At 42.7% G+C, this 20,277-nt stretch carries 18 protein-coding genes; 11 read left to right on the forward strand and 7 right to left on the reverse strand.

The features are described from left to right. Window positions 1-7: 7 nt before the first annotated feature. Window positions 8-850, reverse strand: a complete 843-nt coding sequence (gene kduI, locus R2Q78_RS05170; protein WP_316789524.1) for a 5-dehydro-4-deoxy-D-glucuronate isomerase — start codon at window positions 848-850, stop codon at window positions 8-10. Window positions 851-996: 146 nt separating this feature from the next. After that, a complete protein-coding gene (locus R2Q78_RS05175; RefSeq protein WP_316789527.1) occupies window positions 997-2,025 on the reverse strand; it encodes a LacI family DNA-binding transcriptional regulator in 1,029 nt (342 codons plus the stop codon). Between the two features lie 456 nt (window positions 2,026-2,481). On the opposite strand from R2Q78_RS05175, the gene R2Q78_RS05180 reads away from it, so the two are divergent. The 3 genes from R2Q78_RS05180 to R2Q78_RS05190 are packed head-to-tail and all read left to right on the forward strand — an operon-like array spanning window position 2,482 to window position 5,199. Beyond that, window positions 2,482-3,228, forward strand: coding sequence for a (Fe-S)-binding protein (locus R2Q78_RS05180; protein ID WP_316789529.1), 747 nt, complete (start codon window positions 2,482-2,484; stop codon window positions 3,226-3,228). A gap of 14 nt (window positions 3,229-3,242) precedes the next feature. Further along, window positions 3,243-4,622, forward strand: coding sequence for a lactate utilization protein B (locus R2Q78_RS05185; RefSeq protein WP_316789531.1), 1,380 nt, complete (start codon window positions 3,243-3,245; stop codon window positions 4,620-4,622). After that, window positions 4,615-5,199, forward strand: a complete 585-nt coding sequence (locus tag R2Q78_RS05190; protein ID WP_316789534.1) for a lactate utilization protein C — start codon at window positions 4,615-4,617, stop codon at window positions 5,197-5,199. Before R2Q78_RS05185 ends, R2Q78_RS05190 begins: the two co-directional genes overlap by 8 nt. 6 nt (window positions 5,200-5,205) lie before the next feature. Here the strand turns inward: R2Q78_RS05190 and uxaC are convergent, their stop codons facing one another. From uxaC to R2Q78_RS05205, 3 genes are all read right to left on the reverse strand, one after another. After that, entirely contained in the window at window positions 5,206-6,615 is a 1,410-nt protein-coding gene (gene uxaC / locus R2Q78_RS05195) for a glucuronate isomerase (protein WP_316789536.1), read from the reverse strand. Window position 6,616: 1 nt separating this feature from the next. After that, window positions 6,617-7,810 (reverse strand): mannonate dehydratase, encoded by a 1,194-nt coding sequence (gene uxuA / locus R2Q78_RS05200; protein ID WP_316789538.1) that lies wholly within the window; start codon window positions 7,808-7,810, stop codon window positions 6,617-6,619. A 133-nt stretch (window positions 7,811-7,943) separates the two neighbouring features. Then, complete coding sequence (locus tag R2Q78_RS05205) at window positions 7,944-8,483, reverse strand: 5' nucleotidase, NT5C type (protein WP_316789540.1); 540 nt, start codon at window positions 8,481-8,483, stop codon at window positions 7,944-7,946. Between the two features lie 144 nt (window positions 8,484-8,627). Between R2Q78_RS05205 and R2Q78_RS05210 the strand changes: the two genes are divergently transcribed. Then, window positions 8,628-9,377, forward strand: a complete 750-nt coding sequence (locus R2Q78_RS05210) for a DeoR/GlpR family DNA-binding transcription regulator (RefSeq protein WP_316789542.1) — start codon at window positions 8,628-8,630, stop codon at window positions 9,375-9,377. Here R2Q78_RS05210 and R2Q78_RS05215 read toward each other — a convergent pair. After that, a complete protein-coding gene (locus R2Q78_RS05215) occupies window positions 9,370-12,093 on the reverse strand; it encodes a TonB-dependent receptor (protein ID WP_316789544.1) in 2,724 nt (907 codons plus the stop codon). The genes R2Q78_RS05210 and R2Q78_RS05215 overlap by 8 nt on opposite strands. A 161-nt stretch (window positions 12,094-12,254) precedes the next feature. Here R2Q78_RS05215 and R2Q78_RS05220 point away from each other — a divergent pair, with 161 nt between their 5' ends. Next, window positions 12,255-13,079 (forward strand): metallophosphoesterase family protein, encoded by an 825-nt coding sequence (locus R2Q78_RS05220; protein WP_316789546.1) that lies wholly within the window; start codon window positions 12,255-12,257, stop codon window positions 13,077-13,079. Window positions 13,080-13,201: 122 nt separating this feature from the next. Continuing rightward, entirely contained in the window at window positions 13,202-14,740 is a 1,539-nt protein-coding gene (locus tag R2Q78_RS05225) for a choice-of-anchor I family protein (RefSeq protein ID WP_316789548.1), read from the forward strand. Between the two features lie 102 nt (window positions 14,741-14,842). Here the strand turns inward: R2Q78_RS05225 and R2Q78_RS05230 are convergent, their stop codons facing one another. Next, window positions 14,843-15,031, reverse strand: coding sequence for a hypothetical protein (locus R2Q78_RS05230; RefSeq protein WP_316789550.1), 189 nt, complete (start codon window positions 15,029-15,031; stop codon window positions 14,843-14,845). 107 nt (window positions 15,032-15,138) lie between these two features. Here R2Q78_RS05230 and sufB point away from each other — a divergent pair, with 107 nt between their 5' ends. From sufB to R2Q78_RS05255, 5 genes are read left to right on the forward strand one after another with little or no spacing between them, the layout of a single operon-like run. After that, window positions 15,139-16,584 carry a Fe-S cluster assembly protein SufB gene (sufB, locus tag R2Q78_RS05235; RefSeq protein WP_316789552.1) on the forward strand — a complete coding sequence of 482 codons (1,446 nt, stop codon included), beginning with the start codon at window positions 15,139-15,141 and terminating at the stop codon, window positions 16,582-16,584. Between the two features lie 15 nt (window positions 16,585-16,599). Further along, window positions 16,600-17,373: a Fe-S cluster assembly ATPase SufC gene (sufC, locus tag R2Q78_RS05240; protein ID WP_316789553.1), complete on the forward strand. Its 774-nt coding sequence runs from the start codon at window positions 16,600-16,602 to the stop codon at window positions 17,371-17,373. An 11-nt stretch (window positions 17,374-17,384) separates the two neighbouring features. Beyond that, entirely contained in the window at window positions 17,385-18,572 is a 1,188-nt protein-coding gene (gene sufD / locus R2Q78_RS05245; protein WP_316789554.1) for a Fe-S cluster assembly protein SufD, read from the forward strand. A gap of 5 nt (window positions 18,573-18,577) precedes the next feature. After that, window positions 18,578-19,837 (forward strand): cysteine desulfurase, encoded by a 1,260-nt coding sequence (locus tag R2Q78_RS05250; RefSeq protein ID WP_316789557.1) that lies wholly within the window; start codon window positions 18,578-18,580, stop codon window positions 19,835-19,837. Beyond that, window positions 19,837-20,277, forward strand: a complete 441-nt coding sequence (locus R2Q78_RS05255; RefSeq protein WP_316789559.1) for a SufE family protein — start codon at window positions 19,837-19,839, stop codon at window positions 20,275-20,277. The genes R2Q78_RS05250 and R2Q78_RS05255 overlap by 1 nt, the downstream gene beginning before the upstream one ends.

The following is a 20,277-nucleotide window of genomic DNA, read 5'->3' on the forward strand; positions in this document are numbered from 1 at the left end:
AATCAATTTATCTTAATTCATTAATTGCACAATGGTCCATATCTCCATAATCAAGATTCTCGCCAGCCATTCCCCAGATAAACGTATAGTTACTGGTTCCTGCACCAGAATGAATAGACCAGTTTGGAGAAATTACACATTGTTCGTTTTGCATCCAGATATGCCTTGTTTCCTGTGGTTCGCCCATAAAATGACAAACGCTTTGACCTTCCGGAACTTCAAAATAGAAGTAAACTTCCATTCTTCGATCATGGGTATGAGCAGGCATTGTATTCCATACACTTCCTGTTTTCAGTTCTGTCATCCCCATTTGTAGCTGGCAAGTAGACAAAACACTATTTACCAGTAATTTATTGATGACACGGTGATTTGCTGTCTCCGGACTTCCTAACTCTACAATATCCGCTTCATTTTTAGATATCTTAGTTGTAGGATAAGTACAATGAGCTGGAGTAGAATTAACATAAAACTTTGCGGGACTATTTTGATCCGCGGAAGCAAAACTTACTGACTTTGTTCCTTTTCCAATATATAAGGCTTCCTTGTATTCCAGTTCGTAAGTAACACCATCGGCTGTTACTGTACCTTTATTACCAACATTTATGATTCCAAGTTCCCGTCTTTCCAGAAAGTATCCGGCTTTTAAATAATCGGGATTTGACAATTGTACGGTTTCATTAACCGGCATTACACCGCCTGTGATATAACGATCAAAGTGTGAAAGAACGAGGTGTATAGAGTCTGCTTCAAAAATTTTATTGATCAAAAAGTTCTTGCGTAATCCGTCAGTATCCATAGACTTTGCTTCGTTAGGACTGATCGCATAGCGGCTTTCAAAAGTTGTTTGCATTCTTTATTTTAATTTGGGGTTTTCTTAAGTATGTATTGTTTATATCGTGGATACCATCGTTTACGGGTATCTTATTTTACTATGTTGATATGATAACGTTTTCAGAGTAATCAAAAAGCATGATCACTTTGAGCCTGTTATTTTATTTACGTAGACATCCTTCTAATCAATTGTATCGGAATAATAATTGGTGCTGTCTTAGTGATTTCATTTGGGTTTTTCAATGAATCAATCAGAACTTCGACAATCTTTTTACCAAAATCGGCAGGAAATTGCTCTACGGTAGTAATGGATGGATTGATGATCGATGTTCTCGGATCATTCGAATAACCAACAATCTTAAGGTCAACGGGAACATTCAGACCAATTTCTTTCGCATATTCCAAAGCGGCGATAGCACTTGAGTCATTATCTGTAAAAATTCCATCAGGAACGATATCTCCTTCGAAGAGCTTCCTCATAGCCTCTCTTGCATTGTTCTGAGTCAGTTCCTGATGGAAGATCCAATCTTCATTCACAGGAATCTGATGCTGTTCCATTGCTTTTATAAATCCGGACGAACGGTTTTGGTAAAGATTAGAAGTAAGCGGTCCGGAAATGTGTGCTATTTTTCTACAGCCAGTTTCAATCAGGTGAGAAGTAGCCATATACCCTCCTCTAAAATCATCGCCTTTTATAATGGTAGCTCCCAGATCATGTAAGGGAACCCTGTCATAAAAATAAACTGGTGTACCGTTTTCCAGTAACTTATCAAAATGGCTAAAATCTGTGGTAAATAAAGTACAAGCCGCAATTAATGCATCCACTCTTGAAGAAAAAAGAATTTCAGTAAGTTCTTTTTCCATGGTGACAGAATCATTGGACTGACAGATGATCAGGTTATAGCCATGTTTATGTAAACCATTTTGAATGGTGGTAATTACCTCGGCATGAAAAAACATGGATATTCTGGGAACTATAAGTCCTACAGTATAAGTTTTATTACTACGAAGACCAGAAGCCATATTGTTCCTTCTATACCCCAACTGGGCGGCCATTTTCAAAACATCACTCTTGGTCTTTTCCTTTACATGAGGATGATTATTTAATGCCCTTGAAATTGTAGCGGGTGAAAGCTTGAGTGCCTCTGCAATATCAAGTATTGTATTTTGTTGTACTTTTTTTTCGTTAGCCATTTTAAAAAATTACATCGTCAAATCTACAGAACTATAATAAGAATTTCATTTTTATGAAAATATCCTATAGAATTGTAAACATGGCAAATAGCGGAATTACCACTATTGCTAAATGAACTGCAAGCTAATAATTATTTTTAATTATATGAAAACGTTTTCATAAATAATATCCAATATTACACATAAACCTATCAATCAATACGATAATACTATTTATGAGTGGCTTTAATCAACCTGAAACACTTACATTTAAAACTGCAATAATCACAATACATTATAACTTAGCGCTAAAAAGATTCATACATATTATACATCCTAAGCAAAATAGCCTAAAATGATGCTTAAATTGCTTAATCCTTAGCCAAAAAAACTTAAGCAGCTTTTTTAATACAAGTACTATATTTACAATCCAACTATAATGACGAATACCATCTTTTCAGAACTATATTTTTAAATATGACTGTCGGACTCTTTATCCCTTGCTACATAGATCAGTTCTATCCGAATGCTGCTACAGCTACATTGAGCCTATTGAAAAAACTTGGGGTTGATGTGGTCTATCCGACCAAACAAACCTGTTGTGGCCAGCCTATGGCAAATTCCGGATTCGAACACCTGACTCAGGGATGTAACAACCTTTTCATAGAGAATTTCGCTGAGTTTGACTATATCGTATCTCCTTCGGGAAGCTGTGTACTGCATCTTAAAGATCACCTCCACGCCGAATCAAGTGAGAATGAGGCTCAGGCAATAGGGATCCGTAAAAAGATCTATGAACTTACGGAGTTTCTTACTGATGTGTTAAAAGTAGAAAATTTAACTGCAAGTTTCCCTCACAAAGTAGGAATGCACCAAAGCTGTCACGGTCAGCGCGGCCTCATGCTTGCGCAAATGACCGAGTTAGTTGCTCCTGCATATTCAAAACCGATGCATTTATTGAATATGGTTCAAGGTTTGGAGATCATCACACTTAATCGTCCTGATGAATGTTGCGGGTTCGGTGGAACATTTTGCGTAGCCGAAGAAGCTGTTTCTGCAAAAATGGGCAAAGACAGGGTCGCAGATCACGTTCATAATGGCGCCGAATATATCACAGCCGCAGATATGTCTTGTTTGATGCATATGGAAGGAATCTTACGCAGACAAAAAAGCAATGTCAAAGTCATTCACATCGCCGAAATCTTAAACGCACAGGAATTTTAATCAGCATCAATATCATGAGTAAAGGAACAAAAGACCACGCCCAATTATCTGATGTATTTAATGCTGATGAGGCTCGTGTAAACTGGCACGATGAAACTCTATGGTTCGTGCGTGCAAAGAGAGACAAAGCAGCTCACAACCTTCCTGAATGGGAAATGCTGCGTGAAACCGCCTCACAGATCAAAGATAACGTGCTTTCCAACCTGCACGATTATTTGGTGCAGTTTGAATCCATGGCCCAGGAAAATGGCATCAAAGTACACTGGGCTTCGAATGGAGAAGAGCACAACCAGATTGTTCACTCTATTTTGAAGGATAGCGGCGTAGACCGCATAGTAAAAAGTAAATCTATGCTCACTGAGGAATGTCATCTGAATGATTATCTGCAGCATAATGGGATAGAAGTTATCGATACGGATCTGGGAGAACGTATCGTACAATTGGCCAATGAACCGCCAAGCCATATCGTACTTCCTTGTATCCATAAAAAGAAAGAAGAAATCGGCGATTTGTTTCATGAGCACCTTGGCACACCGGAAGGAATGGCCGATCCGGTATTTCTTACTGCAGCTGCCCGCGAACATCTAAGGGAGAAATTCATTACCAGGAAGGCTGCCATAACAGGAGTAAACTTCGCCGTAGCTGAAACCGGAGAATTCGTTGTCTGTACAAATGAGGGTAATGCCGATATGGGAGCTCACCTGGCCGATGTACACATTGCATGTATGGGCATAGAGAAGCTTGTCCCTGAGCGTAAGCACCTTTCTGTTTTCTTGAGACTGCTGGCCAGAAGCGCAACCGGGCAACCGATCACCACTTATTCCAGCCATTTTAAGAGACCCCGAAAAGGTCAGACCATGCACATCATCTTGGTCGACAATGGCAGAACTACCCAATTGGGCCGACCGGATTTCCGTAATTCATTAAAATGTATCCGCTGTGGCGCCTGCATGAACACCTGCCCTGTTTACCGCAGAAGCGGCGGACACAGCTACCATACTGCAATAGCTGGCCCCATAGGGTCGATACTTGCCCCTAATCTGGACATGAAGGAGTATGCCGACCTTCCTTTTGCCTCTACCCTATGCGGTTCTTGCACCAATGTTTGCCCTGTAAAAATCAACATCCATGAGCAATTGTATAAATGGCGACAAGTAATCGTTAAGGAAGGCTATGCTGATCCTAAAAAAGCAATGGCGATGAAAGCAATGGAGTTTACTTTAAGTAAGCCGGCAGTCTACAAAACCGCTGGAAAAGCCGGAAGATGGGTATTAAAACACATTCCATTTGCAGTAAATAATAAATTAAATCTTTGGTACAACCATAGGGAAATGCCGGCTGTTCCTAAACAATCATTTGGTGAATGGTATAAGGAGAACGTAAAACATGACTAACAGAGACGCAATATTGGCTAAAGTTAAAAATAACCAGCCAGCCACAAGACCAATCCCAGCTGATCTCAGCACTTTAAATACAGATTTCGATAAGATAGCTGCATTTACCAATGTACTCACTACTATTGGCGGAGCGGTTATACGCGTAGCCAATTTCGATGAGATCAAAGATTACTTGTTAAAAGAACATCAAGACAAGAAACGCATCATTTCCACTTTACCCGAACTTCAGGAGATCACAGAATTAAACTGGCAGCACAACGATCCTCACAGTTATGAGAATGTAGATCTTGCAATCATTAAAGCCCATTTTGGGGTTGCTGAAAATGCCGCACTATGGATCACCGAAGAACTCATGGAACAAAGAGTCATTCCGTTTATTTGTCAGCAACTGGCAGTGGTGGTCAACAAGGCAGATATATTGCCTACCATGCATGATGCTTACAGCAGGATAGGCAATGCAGAATACGGATTCGGAGCATTTATCGCTGGCCCATCAAAAACTGCCGACATAGAGCAGTCTTTGGTACTGGGCGCGCATGGTCCTAAGGGAATGACTGTATTTATATTGGGATAATGTGCTTTACTTCAAATTGAAATACGCTTCAGCGTTATAATAACAGATATCGCTGATGATTTTACCCATCCACTCCTCATCATCCGGCAACTGACCGTTTTCCATTTCCGTTCCAAACAGGTTACAAAGTATCCTTCTGAAATATTCATGGCGGGAATAAGATAAAAAGCTGCGCGAGTCTGTTAGCATTCCTACAAAATTGCTCACCATCCCCAGATTTGATAAGGCGTTCAGTTGCTTCTCAATGCCATCCTTTTGATCCAGAAACCACCATCCTGACCCAAACTGCATCTTCCCTTTCATTCGTCCATCCGCAAAATTCCCCGTCATGGCTGCAAAAACCTCATTGTCTGCCGGATTAAGGTTATATATAATGGTTTTGGTTAGTTGATCAGTAAGGCTCAGGTTTCCGAAAAAGGCCGACATACGTTCTGCATGCTTGAAATCACCTATAGAGTCATAACCCGCATCAGCTCCTAATTTAGCAAACATACCCAGGTTATTATTTCTGATCGCACCAAGGTGAAACTGTTGCACCCAGCCTTTTTCATGATATAATTTAGACAGCTCAGTCAGCACATAACCGGCAAATGCATCGGGGTTAGAAAACACCGAACCATCCGTTTTCAGGAAACTTTCAAATTCACGCTTCTCCGCGTCAGTCAGCACGTAACTATAAGGCAATGCTGCAAGTCCATGATCCGAAATACTGCAACCGTGTGCAGCGAAAAACTCAACCCTGCTCTTAAGCGCAGCTACCAGACTTTCTATATCCTTAATATGAATACCTGACACTTCAGAAAGCCCCTGAACATATTGTTTAAATTGTTGGGTTTTATCAATGGTCAGAGCCTTATCCGGCCTGAATGAAGGCTTTACCTTCGTAGAAAAGCTACTGTCCAGCAATTGTTTATGCCATTTCAAATCATCACAAGGGTCATCAGTCGTACCCACCATTTTAACTTTATAGTGGTTTAGTAATCCCTGTGTAGAAAATTCATCCTGGCTCAACAACTCATTGCAATGCTTATAAACAGACATTGCAGAATCCTTATTCAAAAAAGAATTTATGCCAAAGGGGTCTTTCAATTCCATGTGCGTCCAGTGGAACAAAGGGTTTCTTATCGTTGAGGGCACAACCTCTGCCCAGGCCATAAACTTATCTTCATCAGACGCCGTTCCCGTGATCAGATTTTCATCTACCCCAAGGGTGCGCATGCCGCGCCACTTATAATGATCACCTTTCAACCAGATCTCCGTCAGATTGGCAAACTTTTTATACTCTGCAATTTCCTGCGGAGGCAAATGATTGTGATAATCTATGATGGGAAGGTCTTTTGCATAACCATTGAAAAGACGTACTGCCTTCTCATTGTTGAGTAAAAACCTTTCTGATATTACATTTCCTTCTTTCATTCTATCTATTCACTAATTCATTTACGATACCAAACTCCAGTCCACGCAGCTCTGCCAGTCCTTTCAAACGGCCAATCGCAGAATAACCCGGGTTTGTTTTTTTACGGAGATCATCCAGCATCTGGTGACCATGGTCAGGGCGCATCGGAATACTGATCTGGCGTTCCTGTTGAACCTTCAAAATCTCCTTCACCACCCCATACATATCCACATCCCCTTCCAGGTGATTGTCTTCATAAAAATCACCATCCTCATTCCTTTTTGTACTTCTCAAATGGATGAAATGAATCCTGTCAGCAAATAACCTGACCATCTCCACTAAATCATTATCTGCCCTTACCCCAAATGAGCCCGTACAAAAACACAAACCATTACTTAAAGAAGGAACAGCCGTAAAAAGCTTTTGCACCAGCTCAGCAGTACTTACCACTCTTGGCAAACCAAAGATTGCATAAGGAGGATCATCCGGATGGATGGCCATCTTTATTCCCGCAGCATCAGCCACCGGAATAATTTCCGAAAGAAAATGAGTCAGGTGTGCTGATAAACGATCTTCGTCGATGCCTTTATACGTATCCAATGCCTCCTGAAACTGCGCCAGGGTGAAGCTTTCTTCACTTCCCGGCAAACCGGCAATGATATTTCTTTGCAAAACCAGACGTTCCACTTCAGACATCTGCTCAAAGCGCAATTGACCCACCTTTAGCTCCTCAGAAGAATAGTCCGCAACAGCATTTGGTCTTCCCAACATGTGCACATCAAAAGCAACCAGCGCTGCTTTTTCAAACTTCAGCGCCTTCGCACCATTCTCCAGTTCAAAAGCAAGGTTAGTCCTGGTCCAGTCCAGCACCGGCATAAAGTTATAGGTGACTATCTGAATACCACAAGTTGCAAGATTTTGCAAGGAAAGCCTATAATTTGCAATATACTGCTCAAATCCGGGAGATTGTGTCTTGATCGACTCATGTACAGGCACACTTTCCACCACATGCCAGTCTAAGCCAGCTTGCTCAATCAAATTCTTGTGTTTAGTGATTTCCGCTACAGTCCAGATTTCCCCGTTAGGGATATGATGCAGCGCACTTACTACACCAGAACAACCCGCCTGTCTGATATCCGACAAGCTAACAGGATCATTGGGACCAAACCAGCGCATGGTTTGGGTCATTTTATATATGCTCTTATCTACGTTCATAATTATATTTAGTTCCTCCGGCACCCATAGCTAACTCAGGCAGACCAGATAGAAAAACTAAATATATATCATGTTTATCATATAAAAAGCAGCACTATGGGCATTTATTATCGAAAACGTTTGCGCAATTAGTTTACGCAGGCACTTCTTCTGCAGTCAAAAACGCCAATACATCATTCCAGTTGTCTACCCTTTGGTGATGATTCTGGTACACATTATGTGCTGCAGTAAACATAATCGCCTTTCCTTTACAGAAATCAAGGTTTTTACAATGGTCATCTATCATATAATCTGTAGCGATGATGCTCTTATCTCCGCAAAAAACGATGTTTCTCCAGCTGATGAATGGGAAATGCTCCTGCAACCATTCCTGTTTCTCTGATAAACACTGAGGAAATTCCATTGCTGCCGAAACCACATAAACCTCGTAAGTTTCCATCAGTTTCTTTACCGCTTCTACCGCTCCGGGCATTACCGGTATCGTCCTGAAAAAACCAGGGGTATACACGAATCTTTTCACCGCCGTTTTATCCGGAAAGCCATCAGGCTCCAATACACCGAGCATATCCTCCCGATTCACTTTTACGCCATAATCTCTTTCGTACCAATCTATGAAATGGGTCTCGATGTCTGCAAGCACCCCATCCATGTCTATTGCTATTGTTTTCTTCATTTTACTTTATTTTTTATCTGTTTAAAAACCCACAAAATGTAATAACTTTATACATCCGTGAAATAATATGCAACAAAAATACATAAATATTGCAATATATTGCAAATTATATTTTCTATTATTGCATAATATTGCAAATACATTATGATTAAAGAAGAGAGAAAGCAACAGATCATCGATCACATCGGCAAAGAAGGCAAGGTATTGCTCGGCGACCTTAGTAAACTTCTGAACGTTTCAGAAGACACAGTAAGAAGGGATATCAAAGAACTGTCTGATGAAGGATTGCTCAAAGCGGTAAGGGGCGGCGCAATTTTGCACTCGCCGATCCCCCTGCATTACCGTGAACGCGAGCATTACGACGTAGGCCACAAAGAAATCATCGCAGAAAAAGCACTTAAGTTCATCAAGAGTGGGCAGGTCATCATTTTTGATGCAGGTACTTCAGCGCTTGCCGTAGCCACTAAACTTCCTAAAGAACTTAAGATCACGGTGATAACCAATAGTTTTCCTGTAGCCAACATCCTTGAGGACCATCCTAATGCCGAAGTGATATTCGTAGGTGGGCGCCTCAACAAATCTTCTTTCTCTACCATGGGATACGAAGCTATACAGACCATAAAAAATGTACGTGCCGACATTTGCTTTCTGGGGATCTGCAGTATAGACCTCAATCTCGGCGTCACGGGGTTAAATTATGAAGACAGTCAGATCAAGAAAACAATGGTAGAAACCTCTAAGCACATCATTGCCCTTTCTACTTTCGAAAAACTAAACACAGCAGAAAACTACTATATATGTGCCACCAACGAGATCAACACCATCATTACAGATATTGATCCCGATCGCAGCGACCTCCAGCACTACAAAGATGCCGGTATAGAAATTATTTAACCTCGTATTTATAAACCTGACGCCCCAGCAGTCCTGATGCATCGATGCCCTCTACAATCACACAGTAATGACCAGCACCATCGCTGTTGTAAAAACTGAGTTTTGCTTTTCCGTTGACATCTGTAATGATTGACGGATTCCAGTACACCGTGGTACGGAGATCAGTAACCGGACTAACGTCTGCAGCATCATATTTAGGCACATAAAATTGTTTCGCATTGCTGAACCCACTTGGCTGAAAACTCACTACCGATGGATTGTAAATACTCCTTGTACCCCTGGTTTTCGTGATGATGATGATGGCCGTCCCTCCGATCCTCGAAATCAAAGCTTGGTTTGTCCGCACCACCTCTATACGCTCCACAAGATCACTGCTCATCTCCAAAACATCCTGAAACTCGCAGTCACTGATCAATCTGCCATTCACCACAATGCGCATTCTCTCCCCCCTGCTGTAAGGCACATTCACCGGTCCGCAGTCGTTAGAATTGTCCATTCTGAAACTCACATTGGCAATGTTGTTTCTCATGCAGTCCAGCAACGTCGGACAATTTTCAGGTTTATCAAACTTGACTGTCTGATCGGAATGTCCCTCAGGAACATCCAGACCATAAGATGGCGCGACCTTCTTTTTAGAACGGATCACCACTTCCCTAAGCTCCTGAACACGGCTCAACCTGCCAAACCTTTCCAGCTCCTTATCCTGCTTCCTGTTGTTCTCCAGTACCGAGGCCAGACTTTTACTGATGTTTACGTTTAGGTCACCGATATTAAAACCAGGCGTCAAGGATTGTCCGGACACCCGGTCTACCAACACCTCCACCTTTTTGCCATCAGTAGCAGTCCTGCCCTGCAAAGTCAGAGACACTCCCGTAGTCACCAGCAGATTACTAAACTTAAACCTCCCGTTTGCATCGGTAACCGTATCCATCATCAGTCCTAGTTTTACATTAAAAAGCTTTACTTTTCCACCTGCCAAAGGCTTATTAGCCAAAGTCATCAACCTGCCCGTTACTTCAGTAATCAGTCCCTCTTTTTTAAACTCATTGGTAATCGGCTTATTTGCCAGGAGATCTTTCCAAATGAACCTCCTATACCCCTGGGTAAGCATCAACAAGTCCAGTCTGGCCTTGGTTTCTTCCGAAGGATTTAAAAAGTAATGGTTGGGATTTTCAATATAACCATTGATGTCTGAACTTAACAATAAATGTGACATGATCGTATGTTCCTTAACCTCGTCTACAGGCACTACATCTTCATTGATGACCGCAGCAGAGTAATTACCCACAATGGGCTTCCCTTCACTATCTGCAGCATCCAGGTCTATTTCTATTTTCTCCCGCTTCGCATAGACCTTTTTAACTGAATTTAATTTCAGCTTAGCCTGGTCGTCGTTCTGTATGAAAGCGATCCTTTCATTGAGGGGCATGTTAACAGCAGAAAACAAAGTAAACTGAGCTATCCCAGTAAGGATCTCTTTGGCAGGAATCCGAACTGAAGTAGTGGCCCTGCTGATCGCCAGGTCTGAAGCAAACATGACAGCGCCACCAGATTGTACCAGTAAACTCAGCTGCTGCGCTCCATTCTTAAACATGGATGGATGTGCGTTAATCCTCACCAGGATGGTATCCGGATTATTGTAAACGGAAAGCACATAACCGGCGTCTTTTGCTACAGGCAGGGTAATCAGATTTTCTGTGCCGTCCGGATAAGTAACCTTAGCGCTGTAACTCTTTCCACTTTCCGGTGCGAGCAAGAAAAAACCCATCCCAGCATGTTCAGTTTCAAATTCAGAAACCTGGGTGTTTTTCTCGTCTACTATGATTCCCTTTACCGGAACACCAAATCCATTCGTACCTGTAGCCTTAAAACTAACCTTAGACCTGATGCCATTTACAAGTTCACCTCCCTCCGGAAAAAACTGTACATCCGTATTTACTGACGCTACCTTTACCGGAAAGGTTTTAACCACCATTTCCTTTTTGTCCAGCTCTATCGTGGTATTGACATATGCATTTCTGAGTTCTGCATTTTTATCATTGCGCAGGACAACCCTCAGTTCTCCTTTTGGATCTGTTGTGCCCTTTCCTTCATTTAGTACCTTACCCTTATTCAAAACAGCATACTTAACCGGCTTCCCCACATATGGCTTTCCGTTCTCGTCATCATAACCCAAAACCGCAGTTACAACGGTTTCTTTCCCTTTGCCACTATATTCAAAGTCTATCCTGCTGTTCACGGCCGTCACCACAGAATTTCCTACTGTGAAAATCTTATCATAAAAATACTCCGGACCAGCGTTCCTCATCCATTGCGTATAGGCCCTGATGCGGTAATTACCCTCACGCATGCTGCTGTCCGGCAATACGAATTCTCCCATTGCCATACCAGCCGTAATAGGCAGCTTAATCGATTGAGCTAATGAATCTGACTCAGTAATCAAATCAACGTATACAGCACCACTTAAAGCTGAGAGCTGGTGAGCCCCTGTAGTTACATAAGCTTTAAACCAAATGGTATCCCCAACAACATAATTGGGCTTGTCAGTATGCAGGTAAACTTTTTCAACCGGACTATTGTCAGTCCAGCGCTGCAATGCAGCTACAATCTTTTCTATCGGATCTTCTCCTTTTGATGTAAAAGCCAGAATACCCAAGGCTGATAGTAAAGAAAAGGTCATTAGCAGGCTACGATGTAGAGTGCGTTTCAATTTCATGGTTAGGTTGTTAGGTGATATCAGTTTCAGGACTACAAAAAGCCTTAATTATAAAAGTATAAAATAACAAGACAAAATTCACTATTGCTTTAATAATATAATATCCTGTTAAAGATTTAATTATCTTGGTATTATAATATTGACCAATAATCCTAAAGTCCATGAGTTCATCCAGAAGGGAATTTCTAAAAAAAGCATCATTTGCATCTGTCCTATTCATTAGCGGAGGTTTCAGATTTTTATCTGCCGCAGAAACCGAAGCACTGCAACGCAATGTTAAACTGAGATTTGCAGTAGCTTCTGATAGCCACTACGGCCAAAAAGGCACGGAGTTCGATAAGGCTTTCCAAACCATAACAGATCAGATCAACGCTTTTCATAAAAATGCACCCCTTGATTTTTGTGTACTCAATGGCGATCTCATTCACAACGAAAAACACCTGATGCCGCTTGTGAAACAAAAAATTGACCTGTTGACTATGCCCTATTATGTAACCCGCGGAAACCATGACATGGTGACTCCGGAAGAATGGCTAGGGGTATGGAAAATGCCCATCAACCATGATGTAGTGGTCAAAAAGAATGCAATATTACTGGGAGATACCTCCAACGAAAAAGGCGAGTATTTGTCGCCCGACCTCAAATGGCTGGAAAGCAAACTGATCCAATATAAGAAACTCGACAATACCTTCATCTTCATTCATATTCCGCAGACCAAATGGACACCAAATGCTATAGATACCCCTGCATTTGCTGAGTTACTGAAGAAATATCCTAAGGTTAAAGCCGTTTTCCACGGACATGAGCATGACCAGGACGGCGTGAAGATGCTGAACGACATCCCCTACCTCTTTGATTCCCATATCGGTGGCAATTGGGGTACCAAATACAAAGGATTCCGTGTAGTAGAACTGCTAAAAGACAATTCCATGCTTACTTACATCATGAACCCTACGGAAAAGATAAATGAACTGCAGACAAAATAAACAGCTTGCTGGCTAAGCAGCCAGCGCTTAACAATATCATAACCTGTTTTAACAATAACATAACGTTTACGTCATCTACGCCTAATTTGGCACCGATACTTTCGTGACTTACAAAATAAGTTATGAAAAAAATTCTACTATTTAGTTTATTATTGACCAGCTTATACAGCTGCAAAAAAGACACTCCGAAGGAATCCGAACCGGAGTTTTTTGTAAATGAAGATGCCGCAACGTTCAGTGAGATCGGATCTTATGATGTTGGAGAGATAGGTGCCGCTGAAATTTCAGCTTTCGATCCTGCGACCAATAAACTTTTCGTTGTGAAAAATGAAAATGAAGGATTGGCAAATCAACTAAACCAAATAGAAGTCATCGACTTTAGCAACCCAACCGCCATGAAATCTATCGGCTCTATCGCCATGAAATCTTTCGGTGGGGCAGTAAACAGTGTAGCTGTTCACGGAGGCAAACTGGCTGCCGCCATACAATCTGACAACAAACAGGCTAATGGTAAGGTAGCTGTGTTCAAAACCAGCGATCAGAGCAAGATTGCCGAGATCACTGTAGGCGCATTGCCTGACATGGTGACCTTCTCTCCGGATGGCAAGTACATCATGACAGCCAACGAAGGTGAGCCAAGTGCCGACTACACCAATGACCCTTCTGGCACGGTATCTATCATCTCTGTAGATAACAACTATGCGGTAACTACCATCGATTTCTCATCGATGGCTAATCAGCAAGCTGCTTTGATGCAAAAAGGCTTCCGTATTTTCGGGCCCGGACTAAACTTCGTGAAAGACATCGAACCGGAATACATCACCATCTCAGCAGATTCAAAGACTGCATGGGTGACGCTTCAGGAAAATAACGCCATCGCCAAAATAGACATCGCCAGCAAAACCATTACCAACATATTTCCTTTAGGGTTTAAAGATTATAACCTTGCCGGCAATGAGATCGACCCATCTGACGACGACAAGAAATACTTAGCAGCTAAATGGCCTGTAAAAGGCATTTATATGCCAGATGCTGTCGCTGTTCTGGAATCTAACGGCACGCCATACCTCTTTACAGCCAATGAAGGCGACTCAAGAGAATATGATGCTTTTGTAGAAATGAAGCGAGTGAAAGACAAAACCATCACGCTCGATCCTGCTGTATTCCCTAACGCTACGGACCTCAAAAAGGACGGTCAACTGGGCCGCTTAAACATCACTACAACCTTAGGTGATGCCAATGGTGACGGTATATTTGACGCCTTATATTCTCTTGGTTCACGTTCTTTTAGTGTATGGAACGGTAACACAGGCGTGCAGGTGTTCGATAGCAAAAACGAGCTTGACATAAAAGTCAACGAAGCCAGTGCATACGATGATGGCAGAAGCGATGATAAAAGCGTTGAGCCTGAAGGCATTACTATTGGTAATGTAGGACACAAGAAAGTCGCTTTTGTAGGCATGGAACGTGTAGATGCCGTGGCGGTATATGATGTAACCACGCCGACCTCTCCTGTCTTCCTTCAGCTGTTCAAATGTGGTGACGCGCCTGAAGGTGTGCTGTTCATTCCTGCTAAAGATAGCCCAACCAAGAAAAGTTTACTTGTCGTGAGCAGTGAGAATGACGGTGTAATTAAGGTATTTACACCTAAGAGTATATAAGCTACACTTTGTCAGAACTAAAACTAAAAACTACCCAAAGTCCGGCCCAAGCGCCGGACTTTTTTTGATAAAACTAATTGAAAATCCCGCTCTCCCATCCTATTATAGCGCATCAACTTGTTCCCTTGAGAGTTTAGTGAACATCATGATGCTTTCAATATTGACGCCCTTTTGTTTCATTTCTAAGGCCACCTCTATTCTGGCCTGCTCAAGACCCTGCTGAATACCTTCCTTAGTTCCCTCCCTACGCCCTCCTGCATAATTGGCTGCATTCTTATCCCAGCAAACCAATTAAAACCCCCTTAATCTTGACATTTGTCTGTTTATACTTTTTTGTATAAACAAACTCAACAAAGTATCTTTGTGTAAGATTCTAATCTTTCAAAAATCAACACATCATGAAAGAAAACCAAGATACGCTGGACCTAACCACACCTTCTGAATACAAGTACGGTTTCGTCACAGATATAGATACAGATGCTATTCCTAAAGGATTGAGTGAGGACGTGATCCGCTTGATTTCCAGCAAAAAAAACGAACCGGAATGGATGCTGGAATGGAGGCTGAAAGCCTACCAATACTGGCTGAAACTGGAAGAACCGGAATGGGCCAACCTCCATTACCCGAAAATTAACTACCAGGACATCATATACTACGCAGCTCCAAAGCCTAAAAAACAGTTGAACAGCCTGGATGAAGTAGACCCTGAATTACTCAGCACTTTTGAAAAACTGGGCATATCGCTCGCAGAGCAAAAACGCCTCACCGGCGTGGCCGTGGATGTGGTGATGGACAGCGTTTCAGTTGCCACTTCCTTTAAAGAGCAGCTTTCTGAAATCGGCGTGATCTTTTGCTCCATCAGCGAAGCGATACAGCTGCATCCTGAACTGGTGAAAAAATACATGGGATCGGTAGTGCCTATGACCGACAATTACTTTTCTGCACTAAATTCTGCGGTGTTTACCGACGGGTCTTTTTGTTATATTCCTAAAGGAGTGAGGTGCCCGATGGAATTGTCGACTTATTTCCGCATCAACACAGAAAATACAGGACAATTTGAGCGTACACTAATCGTAGCTGAGGATGAAAGTTATGTGAGTTATCTGGAGGGCTGTACTGCGCCTATGCGCGATGAGAACCAGTTGCACGCGGCCGTAGTAGAGCTGGTAGCGATGGAAAAGTCGGAGATCAAATATTCTACTGTACAAAACTGGTACCCGGGCGATAAAGATGGAAAAGGTGGCATTTATAACTTCGTAACCAAGCGGGGTATTTGTAAGGGCAACCATTCAAAAATATCCTGGACACAGGTAGAAACCGGTTCGGCCATCACCTGGAAATACCCTAGTGTGATCCTGAAAGGCGATTATTCGATTGGAGAGTTTTATTCTGTTGCTTTTACAAACAACTATCAGCAGGCCGATACGGGTACGAAAATGATCCACCTGGGGAAAAACACGAGGAGCAGGATTGTAGCCAAAGGGATATCGGCCGGACATAGTCAGAATAGCTACCGCGGACTCGTGAGGGCGAGTAAACAAGCTGTAAATGCACGTAATTATTCGCAATGTGATTCTTTATTGCTGGGCGATAAATGCGGAGCGCATACTTTCCCATATATAGAGGTAAAGAACAAAACCGCGATCATAGAGCATGAGGCTACCACCTCTAAAATTGGTGAAGACCAGTTGTTTTATTGCAGACAGCGCGGAATAGATCCTGAGGCTGCAGTAGCACTGATTGTCAACGGATTTGCAAAAGAAGTAATGAACCAATTACCTATGGAATTCGCCATAGAAGCACAGAAACTACTGGCCATCAGCATGGAAGGTAGTGTAGGATAAATAATTTATAAGCACATGTTATCAATAAAAAATATACACGCAAAAGTAGAAGACAAAGAAATCCTTAGGGGCATCAACCTGGAAATAAAAGCCGGTGAGGTACATGCCATTATGGGTCCAAATGGTTCGGGCAAAAGTACGCTTTCATCTGTACTTGCAGGCCGCGAAGAATATGAAGTAACTGAAGGTTCAGTAGCGTTTTTGGGTAAGGATCTGCTGGATCTGGCACCTGAAGACCGCGCTCGTGAGGGTTTGTTTTTGGCCTTTCAATATCCGGTAGAAATACCCGGTGTGAGCACCACCAATTTCATCAAGGCAGCAGTAAATGAAAAGCGTAAATATAATGGCGAGGAGCCATTAGACGCGGTTTCTTTTTTAAAGCTGATGAAAGAAAAGATGGCGATGGTCGAGATAGACCAGTCGCTACTGAGCCGTTCCATCAATGAGGGATTCTCCGGTGGCGAAAAGAAACGCAACGAGGTGTTTCAGATGGCGATGCTTGAGCCTAAACTGGCGATACTGGACGAGACGGATTCTGGACTTGACATTGATGCATTGCGCATCGTAGCAAACGGCATCAATGAGCTGAGAAGGCCAAACCGGGCATTTTTAGTGATCACTCACTATCAGCGTTTGCTGGATTATATACAGCCCGATTTTGTGCATGTGTTGTACAAAGGCAGGATCGTAAAATCGGGCACCAAGGAGCTTGCACTGGAACTGGAAGAAAAAGGTTACGACTTCATCACCGAACAGATAGATCTGGCTGCACTAAGTGGTTTACAATAAGCGAGATGAGTATGGACTTGACGAATTTTAAGGAAGAGTGGAAGTACACCAACATCAGCAGCGTGCTGGAAAAGGCTTATGTAACGGCGCCTTCGGAGGTTAGTGCTGAGGATATTGCCCCACTTCGCATGCCGGGACATCATAAGGCAAACGAACTCGTGTTTGTAAACGGAAGGTATACTCCTGCCCTCTCTCAGGTATTTTCTCCGGAAACGGAATTGGTGATCCTGCCTTTAAAAGAGGCAATGAATGGTTCTTTTCGAGAATTGGTAAGCAGTCACCTGAACAAGAGTGCTGATTATATAAAAGACGGAGTACATGCGCTGAATACTTCGGACATGGAAGAAGGCATGTTTATCCATGTACATAAAGGTGTAACGCCTCAACATCCGATTTATGTGTACCATGTATTGGATGGCAGACAAGCCCCGGTAATGGCTCAGCCGCGAAACTTGGTTTATGTAGCTGAGGGTAGCCGTTTGCAGTTGACGGAAACTTATGCGACTTTAGGTACTTCGGACAGCTTCTGCAATGAGGTGCTGGAGATCGTAGTGGCGCAGGATGCCTACGTGGAGTACTATAAACTGCAGAATGACGTGGCGCATGCAAGTCAGGTGAATACGACGCACATCAGCCAGATCGGCCGCAGTTATGTTCATACGGTTGTTATTAGTCTGGGCGGTGGTATTGTACGCAACAACATGAACCTGGTATTGGACGCAGCAAATAACGAAGCACATATGTATGGTTTGTACCTGTTGAAGGGCAAAACGCATGTGGATAATCACACGCTGATAGATAATAAACAGCCTGGCTGTTTCAGTAACCAACTGTACAAGGGCATTGCAGACGACTCCTCGACAGGGGTTTTCAATGGGCGCATCATGGTTCAGCCGGATGCACAGAAAACCAATGCGTATCAGTCTAACAAGAATATATTGTTGTCCTACAATGCGACTATAAACGCTAAACCTCAGCTGGAGATTTTTGCCGATGACGTAAAGTGTTCGCATGGCTGTACTGTTGGTCAGCTTGATGAAGAAGCATTGTTTTATTTGCGTGCAAGGGGCATTCCTAAGGAAAAAGCAGAAGTATTGCTGTTGCAGGCATATGCTGCAGATATAATAGCACAGATTAAACCGATGACTATCCGTGCTTATGCCGAGCGGTTGATTTTAGAACATTTATCAATAGGATAATTATTATGGAAGGAGCAGATTCGTTATCGTTGAATAAATCGGGGACATTGAGCGACTGGTCGGCGATCAGGCAGCAGTTCCCGATACTGTCGAGGGAAGTAAAAGGCAAGCCATTGGTTTATTTCGACAATGCGGCTACTTCACAGAAACCGCAGGTGGTAATAGATGCGCTTAGTCATTATTATGCTCATTATAACGCCAACATCCACAGGGGCATACATACGCTTGCTGAGGAGGCTACTATGGCTTACGAAGCTACACGCGATGCGGTACGGGATTTTGTGTGTGCTGCTGAGCGTGAGGAGATTATATTCACTCGCGGAACTACTGAAGCTATTAATTTGGTGGCCTATACCTGGGGCAGACAACATATCGCGGAGGGCGATGAAATCCTGATTTCTGGCATGGAGCATCATTCAAATATTGTGCCCTGGCAGATTTTATGTGCAGAGAAAGGCGCAGTATTGAAGGTGATTCCTGTAGAAGATGATGGGTCTTTATCAATGACTTCCTTTCATGAACTATTAAATTTTCGCACAAAACTAGTGTCTATAGTACATGTTTCGAATGCATTGGGCACAGTAAATCCTGTGAAGGAGATTGTTGATGCTGCGCATCGTGTTGGTGCGAGAGTATTAGTAGATGGCGCACAGTCGGCCGTACATCTGGATATTGATGTTCAGGATATTGACTGTGATTTTTTTGCATTTTCGGGACATAAGGTATATGGCCCGACGGGCGTTGGCGCATTGTATGGCAAAAAAGAATTATTGGAAAGTATGCCAGTATTTCAGGGCGGCGGCGAGATGATCAAAGAGGTGAGTTTTGAGGGTACGACTTATGCGGACCTTCCTTATAAATACGAGGCAGGCACACCAAATATTGCGGATACGATCGCTTTAAAGGCGGCTTTGGATTTTATTAGCGGTATTGGGAAGGCGCGGATCAGAGCGCATGAGGATGAGCTGCTTGCTTATGCTACTGCTGAATTGAAAGCGATTCCGGGTTTACAGATCATCGGCGAAGCCGCAGATAAAGTGAGTTTGGTTTCTTTTGTGATTGAAGGAATTCATCCACAGGATATTGGTGTGCTGCTGGACAATATGGGCATTGCGGTGCGTACTGGTCATCATTGTACACAACCGCTGATGAAGCGATTTGGGATTCCGGGGACGGTAAGGGCCTCGTTTGCATTGTATAATGAGAAAACGGAGATTGATGTGCTGATTGCAGCACTTCATAAAACTATAAAAATGTTAGCCTAATGATTAATAAGCCGATACTGGAAATAGAAAAAGAAATTATTGAAGACTTTGCGCTGTTTGACAGCTGGGAGGATAAGTATGAGTACATCATTGATCTGGGAAAGAAACTGGCTCCTTTGGAAGAGCAGTATAAGATAGATGAGAACAAGATCAAGGGTTGCCAGTCTACAGTATGGCTGAATGCTGCTTACGAGAATGGATTGGTAATTTTTAAAGCAGACAGTGATGCGGTGATTGTAAAAGGCCTGATCAGTATGCTGATCAAAGTGCTTTCTCATCATACCCCAGAAGAAATACTGGCTGCAAAAATGGATTTCATAGGAGAAATCGGGATGATGACACACCTCGCGCAGACACGCTCTAATGGTTTGTTGTCTATGATCAAACAGATGAAAAATTATGCACTGGCCTATCAGGCTATAGGCGCAAGAAAGGATTAG

Source organism: Pedobacter frigoris (assembly GCF_032678645.1).
Taxonomy (GTDB): domain Bacteria; phylum Bacteroidota; class Bacteroidia; order Sphingobacteriales; family Sphingobacteriaceae; genus Pedobacter; species Pedobacter frigoris_A.

Excerpts from the sequence above, each read along its gene's own strand:
- R2Q78_RS05180 (WP_316789529.1), top strand. The coding sequence starts at position 2,482 with ATGACTGTCGGACTCTTTATCCCTTGCTACATAGATCAGTTCTATCCG.
- R2Q78_RS05220 (WP_316789546.1), top strand. The coding sequence starts at position 12,255 with ATGAGTTCATCCAGAAGGGAATTTCTAAAAAAAGCATCATTTGCATCT.
- R2Q78_RS05255 (WP_316789559.1), top strand. The coding sequence starts at position 19,837 with ATGATTAATAAGCCGATACTGGAAATAGAAAAAGAAATTATTGAAGAC.
- sufC (WP_316789553.1), top strand. The coding sequence starts at position 16,600 with ATGTTATCAATAAAAAATATACACGCAAAAGTAGAAGACAAAGAAATC.
- R2Q78_RS05215 (WP_316789544.1), bottom strand. The coding sequence starts at position 12,093 with ATGAAATTGAAACGCACTCTACATCGTAGCCTGCTAATGACCTTTTCT.
- R2Q78_RS05250 (WP_316789557.1), top strand. The coding sequence starts at position 18,578 with ATGGAAGGAGCAGATTCGTTATCGTTGAATAAATCGGGGACATTGAGC.
- kduI (WP_316789524.1), bottom strand. The coding sequence starts at position 850 with ATGCAAACAACTTTTGAAAGCCGCTATGCGATCAGTCCTAACGAAGCA.
- R2Q78_RS05225 (WP_316789548.1), top strand. The coding sequence starts at position 13,202 with ATGAAAAAAATTCTACTATTTAGTTTATTATTGACCAGCTTATACAGC.
- uxuA (WP_316789538.1), bottom strand. The coding sequence starts at position 7,810 with ATGAACGTAGATAAGAGCATATATAAAATGACCCAAACCATGCGCTGG.
- R2Q78_RS05210 (WP_316789542.1), top strand. The coding sequence starts at position 8,628 with ATGATTAAAGAAGAGAGAAAGCAACAGATCATCGATCACATCGGCAAA.
- sufD (WP_316789554.1), top strand. The coding sequence starts at position 17,385 with ATGGACTTGACGAATTTTAAGGAAGAGTGGAAGTACACCAACATCAGC.
- uxaC (WP_316789536.1), bottom strand. The coding sequence starts at position 6,615 with ATGAAAGAAGGAAATGTAATATCAGAAAGGTTTTTACTCAACAATGAG.
- R2Q78_RS05175 (WP_316789527.1), bottom strand. The coding sequence starts at position 2,025 with ATGGCTAACGAAAAAAAAGTACAACAAAATACAATACTTGATATTGCA.
- sufB (WP_316789552.1), top strand. The coding sequence starts at position 15,139 with ATGAAAGAAAACCAAGATACGCTGGACCTAACCACACCTTCTGAATAC.
- R2Q78_RS05190 (WP_316789534.1), top strand. The coding sequence starts at position 4,615 with ATGACTAACAGAGACGCAATATTGGCTAAAGTTAAAAATAACCAGCCA.
- R2Q78_RS05185 (WP_316789531.1), top strand. The coding sequence starts at position 3,243 with ATGAGTAAAGGAACAAAAGACCACGCCCAATTATCTGATGTATTTAAT.
- R2Q78_RS05205 (WP_316789540.1), bottom strand. The coding sequence starts at position 8,483 with ATGAAGAAAACAATAGCAATAGACATGGATGGGGTGCTTGCAGACATC.